Here is a 7,883-nt window from a genome sequence, read left to right on the forward strand (position 1 = left end):
CCCTGCGGCGCGGTGCGATTCTGGGTCTTGGGCGTGTTGTCCTTCTTGCCCATCTGCCCTTCCTCGTTGCGCTGCTTGGCGGCCATCTCGCCCGCCTTCTTCTTCTCCTTCTGCTGGTTGAGCTTCTCGAGGAACTTGTTCTTCTGCGTCTCAGGCGGCTTGATGATGAGCTTGGCCAGGCGCGAGTTGTCGCCGCTCAGCTCGTCGGCGAACTCGTCCCCATCCCCGCTGCGATTCATCGCGCTGATGACGAACATCGTCCCCGCGAAGAACATGAGCAGGAAGATGTTGAGCGAGCGGTAGTCCACCGAGTCCGCCAGCGGGACGTGCACCCGCTTGGGCGTCGGCTGGAAGCAGACCTCCATCGTCACGCCGCCCAGGTCCACCCAGAAGAAGTCCTCCGGGTCGAGCGTCAGCGCGTACGCCCCGCCGTCGCTGTTGGCCTTGCCGGACTCGATGACGGCGTTGACGTCCAGCGTCTCGCCCTTGCGGGTGAGCTCGCCCTTCATCTTGCTGTTGAAGCAGACGCTGAACGTCTGCCCGTCGGTGCGCAGCACCTCCAGCTTCGGGCTGCCGAGCTTGGAGTCGCCCATGACGAAGTCAACGCCCGCGGCGCTGCCCACGCTGAAGCTCTGCTTGCGGCCCGGGGACAGGAAGAACTCGCCCACGCGCTGATCGCCCCACAGGAAGCTCAGGGACACGCCCAGCGGACCGCTCGCCTTGCCCCGGCGCACGGCGCGCACGCGAGGCCCGGCCTCCACCGGAGCCTCCGCCACCGGAGCGACGACGGCGTTCTGCTCCGTGGAGGCAAACGAAGAGTCCATCGCCGGAGCCGGCGCGACCGGAGCCGCCTCTGGGGCCGCCACCACCTGCGGAGCCTCCACCGGAGCCGCGGCGGCCTGCGCGAGCTGCGTCGCCACCTGCGCCTCGGGCACCGGCAGCTCGATGCGCGTCGTCACCTCCGTGCTGGACACAGCGGCGGCCAGGTTCACCGCGGCCACTGCGGCCGGGTTCTCCAGGCGGATGGTGGTGCCACCCACACGGATCTCGTCGCCAAAGGTGACCTTGCCCTTGTTGACGCGCTTGCCGTTGACGTAGGTGCCCTCGACGCTGCCCATGTCGATGATGGACAGGGAGCCGTCGGCGCTCACCTCGATGACGGAGTGGATGCGGCTGACCTTCTCGTCCTCGAGGCACAGGTGTGCCGAGGACAGACGGCCAATCTTGATGATGTCACGCTCGAAATCCTTCGAGATGACGAGGGCATCGCCCTTGAAGACCTTGAGTGTCAGAGGAACGGCCATTTACGGCTCCCGGTAGACTTTCCCGTGGTGACAGACAACGCGCGTGGGAGAAGGTTCCGCGAATTTCGCGGCTACAGCTCGCCCACGGACTGCATTACCTTGTCCTGGAAGTCCTCACGAATGCGGATGAGGTTGGAGTGCTTCACCTTCTTGCGCGCCTCGACGTACTCGCCGTCCGGCTTGGTGAGGTCGCCCTCGATGGTGTCGTCCTCGAAGTCGATGGTGGTCGTCTTGTTGTAGCGCACGTTGCCTTCGCCACCCTCCGCCTTGCCGCCCTCGTCCTGGGCGAAGGCCGGAGCTACCACCAGCATCATGCACAGCGTCAGGAGCTTCTTCATTGCCATCTCCTCGCGAGCCTCGGCGGGCTCGCCCATCGACCACTTCCACTCATTCAGGTTTCGTAGATTCGCATCATTCGAGGCGGCCCCGCTACTCCCGGGGCCGCGCCCAGAGCCCGGAGTGCTGACTAGAATTCGTCTGTGGGCTCGCTCGGATCTGCCTTGGCTGGATTCTTCTGCCCAGGGGGATTCTTCTGGGGCGCAGGTGCGCTCGGGCTTGGATCCGGGGGCGGGAGATCGCCAGAGGTGGGATCCTCCAGAGGCTCGGACTTGGTGCCGCCCGCGGGGTTCGGTGCCGCGCCGCCGCCAGCCGGATTGGCCACGCCACCGCCCTGCGCCGCCTCGTTCTTCTTGAGCTGCTGCTGCTGCTGCTGCTGGAGCGCCTCCATCTGCTTGGCCTGCTCCTCGGCCAGCTTGGCCTCCTTCTTGGCCTGGATCACGGCCTCGGCCTCACGCATCAAGCCGAAGACGGGCGCCTCGGCGTTGAGGGCCACGTCGCCGCCCGCCATGGCGATGTACTTCTTGTAGAGCTCCATGGCGCGCTCGGGAGCGTCCTTGGCGCGGTGCAGGATGATGGCGCGGTTGAGGTAGATGGCGGCCAGCTTGGGATCGGCCTTCTCCGCCTCGTCGTACTCCTGCATGGCCTTGTCGTACTGCCCCTGGCCCTTGTAGGCGACGCCCAGGTTGAGGTGCGCGGCGGCGTTGTTGCCCCCGGCCTGGAGGATCTTGCGCAGGTGCTCCTCTGCGCCCGGGTAGTCCTCAGCGTCAAGAGACAGCTGCGCCAGGAGGATGTGCGAGGGCAGGTAGTCCGGACGAACCTCCAGCGCCTTCTTGAAGGCGAGCATCGCCCCGTCCGCGTCGCCCTCTCCCTGGAGGATGAGGCCCACGGTGTGGTGGAGCTCTGGATCGTTGGCATCGATCTTCATCGTCCGCAGGGCCACCAGCTTCGCCAGGGACTGCTGCTTGCGGTCCACATAGCTGCGCATCATCACCTTGAGCGCGGTGGTGGACTGGGGATCGCGCATGAGGGCCGCGCGGGCGAACTCCATCGCCTTCTCGTGGTCGCCCGTCTGCCGGTAGATCTCCGCCAGGCGCGCGCGGCTGGCCGCGTCGTCCGGGTAGCGCTTGAGCACGTCCTGGTACAGCGTCACCGCGCCGGGGATGTCCCCATCGTTCTGCGCCATGACGGCCAGGTTCTCTGAGGCCTGGCGCAGCGAGGGCTTCTTCTTCAGCGCCGACTGGTACCAGCCCCTGGCCTCGTCCTTCTTGCCCTGGCGCTCGGCGATGACGCCCAGGTTGTATTCGGCCTCGGCGAGGTTCGGGTCCGCCTCCAGCGCGGCCTTGAACTTGCGCTCCAGCGACGGGAAGTCGACGGCCTTGCTCTTCTTCTGGGCGTCCATCGCCTTCACCGCGTCCTCGAAGAGGAGCTTGGCGCGGTTGGAGATGGACACCGGCTCGGCCTTGGTGGGCGTCTGGACCTTGGGACCCGGGGTGGGCGTCTTCGGGCCGGTGGGGCCGGTGGCCGTGGAGGAGGTGCAGCCGGAGGCCAGCAGCGCTGCTGCTACCAGCCCCAGCGAGGTACGGAGGAATCGAGTGTGATTGATCATTGGAGGAAGTCCTCCGGCTCCTCGTCGTCGTTGGACGCCTTCTTGGGAGCCGTGCCGTCCTGAGCCGCCACCGGCCGCTTGAGGTCGGTCTCAGTCTGCTCACGCAGCTTCTTGGTGAGGTCTGTGAGATCCTCCTGGATCTCCTCGGTCTTGGCCTGCGCGGTGGCCTCGTCCTGGACCACGGGCTCGGGGATGTCCTGAATGCCGGCCAGCACATCGCCGCCCAGCGCCAGCTCCGCGCCCTTCTTCAGCGCCACGCGATCCTCGTACACCGTCGGGTACTGCTCCGGGGCGTAGGTGTCTCTCAGCATCTTCAGGCTCTCCTTCGTGCAGTCATTGAAGAAGTCCAGCTCCTGGCTCTTGGCCACGGCGCTGGCGAACGCCTCGGTGGCCTTGGCCTTGAGGGGCTGGGCCTGGTTGCTGAACTCGTCCCGGATGGCCTGCTCCGTCTCTGGGTCGATGCCTGGAGGCATGGGCGCGTTGATCACCTTCTCCGAGAACTCGTGGTAGGCCAGCCCGATGCGGTGCAGCGCGCAGATGGCGGGCTTCGGCGCGCCGAAGGCCACCGTCTGGATGTACTTCTTCTGCACCACGTCCAGCGCGCGACCCTTGTCGGCAATGGAGTCCTTGAACTTTTTCGGATCCGCCGGGCGGCCCCAGGACAGCTTCAGGCGCAGGTACTCGCGCCAGTCCGGCTCCACGCTGAGGAACTGGGCCTGGGCCGCCGGCGCCACGGCCGTCTTCTCCAGATCCTTCTGCACGCGCTTGGGCAGCTTCTCGTAGTACTCGAGGATGCGGTTGTAGAGGCGGTTGGTGTCCTTGGCCCGGCGCAACTTGTTCTCGAAGATGTTGACGATGCGGCCCTCGGCCGTGAGCACCTTGCTGGGTGAGCGGAGGTTGTCGCGCTCGTAGTCCTCCAGCAGCTTCATGGCCTTGCCGTAGGAGCCGAGCTTCTCGTACAGCGACACGATGGCCAGGAAGATCTGCTCCGCGTCCTTCGTCTTGGGCCACAGCTCCAGGTAGTGCTCGCGGCTCTTGAGCGCCTGCTTGTACTGGCCCAGGCCCTCCCGGTAGGTGGCCGCGTTGAAGAGGGCGACCTGCGCCTTGGCCTCCTCCCACTTCTGCTTCTCCTCCTTCTTCTCGTCGCCCTCGCCCTTCTTGCCCTTCTTGCTGGACTTGGACTTGGGCGCGCTCTTCTCGTTCAGGCTGCGCTCGTAGCCCTTCACGTATTGCTCGTAGGTGCTGGCCGCCTGCTCGAAGTCGCCGATGGCCTCCAGCGCCTCCGCGTTGGCGTAGATGGAGTCCGGCACGAAGCGCGAGCGCGAGTACCTGGAGATGAGGTTCTGACGAACCTCGATGGCCTTATCCAGCTGCTTCGCCTTGAAGTAATCGACGGACGCGTTGTAGAGCGCCTGGTCCGCGATCGTCGTCTGCGGGAAGTCCTTGACGAAGTTCAGGTACGCCTCGGCGGCCTTGGCGAACTGCTTCTTCTCCTCCAGCTGGGCCACCAGCGCGAACGAGGACTGCTCGATGAGCTTGGACAGATCCTCGCGGAACTTGCCCTGCGCCAGCTTGTCGTTGGCGTAGAACTTGCGGGCCCACTCGTTCACCTTCGCGAAGTCCTTCTGCAGGTTGTACGAGTCGAGCACGAGGTTGGCGGCCACCTCGCCGGCCTTCTCGCCGTTCTCGAACTTGTGGTCCGGGTGGTTGAGCGCGATGTCGCTGAAGCGCTTCACCGCCTCGTCGAAGTGGTTGTAGCGGTAGTAGATGTTGGCGGCCTTGAAGGAGATCTCCACCCGCTTGTCGCCCTTGGGCAGGTACTTCAGGTAGCGCTCACACGCCTCCAGCAGCCCCTTGCGCGGCTCGGGGATGGCGACCTTCTTCTTCATGTCCGAGATGTCTGGCGGCTTGAGCGTGCCCTTCTCCTCGGCGGCCTTCACCACTTCGTCATAGGCGAGCACCGCGTTGTAGGCGGCGTTGGTCAGCCACTTGCCGGGCTTGCCGGGCTTGGGGGTGCCCTTGTCGTCCTTGGCGTCCATCACCTTCGCGTCCTGGAGGACGACGAGGGTGTAGTTGACGGAGGCCTTCTCGAAGTTGTTCAGGTTGTCGTTGAGGAGCTCCGCCCAGAAGAAGCGCATGTCGTACGCCTTGGGGTTCTCCGGGAAGAGCGTGAGGTAGTCGCCGTAGATGTTGTCCGCGTAGCGGAACGTCTCCTCGTCGCGCGTCTTCCGGGCCTCGTTGTGCCAGGTGACGGCGAGGTTGGACAGGGTGCGCTCGGCCAGCTCGTTGGCCTCGTCCAGCAGCCGCTTGTCCTTGTCCTCCTTGATGATGCCGGAGGCCTCCACTTCCTTGGTGATCTTCACCAGGCGGCGCACCTGAGCCACGGTGCGATCCTTGTTGCCCATGCGCAGCACGCAGTCGACGATCTTCGCCTGGAAGCCCGGGGACTCGGGCGACAGCGGCTTCTCCTTGATGAGCGCGTTGTAGGTGATGGCCGCCTCGCGGTCCTTGCCGTCCCCGTAGTAGAGGTTGGCCAGCTGCCGCATCATCGCGAAGCGATCCTCGGGCTTGGTGGCGACCTTGCTGAAGTCGTCCTTGGCCTGCATCACGTCGCCGTCGCGGGCGTAGGTGCGCACGTAGTCGGCGCGGGCCTCACGCACCAGGCCGCTCTTGCCGCTCTTGCCGCCGTCCCGCTCCGCCGCGGCGCCGGCCAGCTCGCCGTAGAGCACCACCGTCTTGAACTTGTCCTTGGCGGCCTGGTAGTCGCCCATGTTGAAGTGGCACCAGCCCTGCTTGTAGAGGGCGTAGGCGTAGATCTGGCTCTCGGTGAACTCGGCCGCGCGCTTGTAGGCCTCGAGCGCCCGCTCCAGCTCCGGGCGCTTGCCCTTGGAGTTGTTGAAGTAGTACTCGCCAAAAGCCAGCCACGCGTCCGGCAGGTACTTGGACTTCGGGTACTTCTGCACCAGCCGCTTGTAGGCCACCAGCGCCTTGCTGTTCTGCCCGTCCTCCATGAGGAACTGGCCCAGGAAGAAGAGCACCTCGTCAGTGCGCTCGAAGTTCGGGTACTGCTGGACGATCTTCGTGTACTCGCCCAGCGCCAGCTTGCCGTACTGCCTGGCCTTGGCGAGCAGCTCCGCCTTCTCCGCCTTGGCGCGCGTCTGCCCCGCCTCATCCTTGCGGTTCATCGCCTTGATGAGGTCGTCGTCCTTCCGGTTCCCCTCGAACTCGTGGAACTTCGACTCCTCCCAGTAGAGCTCGCCCAGGCGGAACAGCAGGCCGGGGGCCTCTGCCTGGTCGGGTGACAGCTCGATGATCTTCTTGAGTGACTCGATCTGCTCGCGCCGCTTGGAGGCCACCTGGACCTCCACGCCGAGCCGGAACTGGTCGTACTTCAGTGCGGGAGCGTCCTGCTCCTTCTCCTTTTTGCGGGAGATGTCGCCGGCGAGCGACTTGTCAATGGTGGCGGCCGACTTCTTGCCGAGGTCGGCCTCGCGGGGATTCTTCTTGCCCTGCGCGGACGCAACCGACGCCAGCAGCGTCAGGCAGATGAGGAGCGCGCGACGCATGTCTCTCCTATGCCGAAGCGTTCGGTCCAGGACGCTTGCCTGGCTGGCAAGTAGCCGGGACTCTTTGGGAATTTCCATTTGAGGGGAGCCACTATGCGCAGGGACCAGAGGGTCGGTCAACTGAACCTGCCTGGCTGCCGGGGTGGGGAAAAGCTGGCCGGAAAACTTCCAGAACCGCTGTCCGGAATGCGTTGGGTTGGATGCCATGTCGGCCCGGGAGGTTATGGGTAGGGTAGCGCTCGTCTGCTCGCCTGCTCTACCCTGCGAATCGATCCGGATCATGAGCCTCTTGCCTGAAGGCGCCAGTTTCGAGGAACTGGTGCAGGACTATTTTCTCGCCGTCCGCGGAGCGGGGCTGATGCTCTCCGCATTGGATAGCGAGCTTCTGACGTCCTGGGCGCGGGAGGGAGTTCCCTTCGAAGTCGTCGCCCGAGGCATCACCCGCTCCGCCGAGAAGGCCCTGTGGGATACGCGGCCCGGGGAGCCGGTCCTGCGCAGCCTGCGGTCGTGCCAGCGACAGGTGGAGGCAGAGATCAAGAAGTACCGGGAGCGGAGCACCGGGGCTGGAGAGGCCCCGAAGCGGCGAAGGGCGCTGACGTGGGAGGAGATGCGGAATGCCCGTCTGCGCGCCTCGCTGGAGCGGCTGGCCGAGCGGCGGCCGGAGTTGACGCCTCGGGTAGGCCAGCTGCTGGAGGAAGTGCTCGCTCGCGTGCCTGCAGAGCCAGCGGAGCTCGACGTGCAAGAGGCCCGGGTCTTCCTGTTCCTGCTGCGCGCCCTGCCCTTCTCCGAGCGCCGCCAGCTGTGGCGCGAGGCGTGTGGCGTGGGAGCAGAGGCGCAGGGCATGTCCACACGCTCCCGGCGGGTGGCGCGGCGGTTCCGGCTGCTGGCGCTCGTACGGCGCTCGCTCGAGATGAGAGAGGTCTAGGCCGATGGGGACACCTGAACGCCTGCTCAGCAGGTCGTCTGGCGGGGGGACTGCTATGGATCGCGCTGACATGGGGACCAAGGGCAGCGGTGGTGCGTGTGGGGTGTGCGGTGGGCGGACGTACCTCATCGAGCGGCAGGGAG

General features: G+C 65.7%; 5 protein-coding genes. 1 reads left to right on the top strand and 4 read right to left on the bottom strand.

The window, feature by feature from the left end; genetic code table 11:
• The 4 genes from gltG to VD972_RS28085 form a co-directional block, all read right to left on the bottom strand.
• Positions 1 to 1,304 (bottom strand): adventurous gliding motility protein GltG (gene gltG / locus VD972_RS28070; protein ID WP_324991823.1); only part of this gene is annotated, 1,304 nt, incomplete at its 3' end.
• 71 nt (positions 1,305 to 1,375) lie between these two features.
• On the bottom strand, positions 1,376 to 1,642 hold the full coding sequence (cglF, locus tag VD972_RS28075; RefSeq protein WP_324991824.1) for an adventurous gliding motility protein CglF: 267 nt from the start codon (positions 1,640 to 1,642) through the stop codon (positions 1,376 to 1,378).
• Positions 1,643 to 1,770: 128 nt separating this feature from the next.
• Positions 1,771 to 3,249 carry an adventurous gliding motility TPR repeat lipoprotein GltE gene (gene gltE, locus VD972_RS28080; RefSeq protein ID WP_324991825.1) on the bottom strand — a complete coding sequence of 493 codons (1,479 nt, stop codon included), beginning with the start codon at positions 3,247 to 3,249 and terminating at the stop codon, positions 1,771 to 1,773.
• The gene (locus VD972_RS28085; protein ID WP_324991826.1) at positions 3,246 to 6,815 is read right to left on the bottom strand and encodes a tetratricopeptide repeat protein; all 3,570 of its coding nucleotides are present in this window, start codon (positions 6,813 to 6,815) and stop codon (positions 3,246 to 3,248) included. Before VD972_RS28085 ends, gltE begins: the two co-directional genes overlap by 4 nt.
• Positions 6,816 to 7,095: 280 nt before the next feature.
• Here VD972_RS28085 and VD972_RS28090 point away from each other — a divergent pair, with 280 nt between their 5' ends.
• Positions 7,096 to 7,740 (top strand): hypothetical protein, encoded by a 645-nt coding sequence (locus VD972_RS28090; protein ID WP_324991827.1) that lies wholly within the window; start codon positions 7,096 to 7,098, stop codon positions 7,738 to 7,740.
• Positions 7,741 to 7,883 lie beyond the last annotated feature (143 nt).

The sequence above is a fragment of the Hyalangium sp. genome (assembly GCF_035629615.1).
In the GTDB taxonomy this organism is placed as follows: Bacteria; Myxococcota; Myxococcia; order Myxococcales; family Myxococcaceae; genus Hyalangium.

Bases quoted from the DNA above. Each gene is read 5' to 3' on its own strand.
- cglF (WP_324991824.1), bottom strand. From the start codon at position 1,642: ATGAAGAAGCTCCTGACGCTGTGCATGATGCTGGTGGTAGCTCCGGCC.
- gltE (WP_324991825.1), bottom strand. From the start codon at position 3,249: ATGATCAATCACACTCGATTCCTCCGTACCTCGCTGGGGCTGGTAGCA.
- VD972_RS28085 (WP_324991826.1), bottom strand. From the start codon at position 6,815: ATGCGTCGCGCGCTCCTCATCTGCCTGACGCTGCTGGCGTCGGTTGCG.
- VD972_RS28090 (WP_324991827.1), top strand. From the start codon at position 7,096: ATGAGCCTCTTGCCTGAAGGCGCCAGTTTCGAGGAACTGGTGCAGGAC.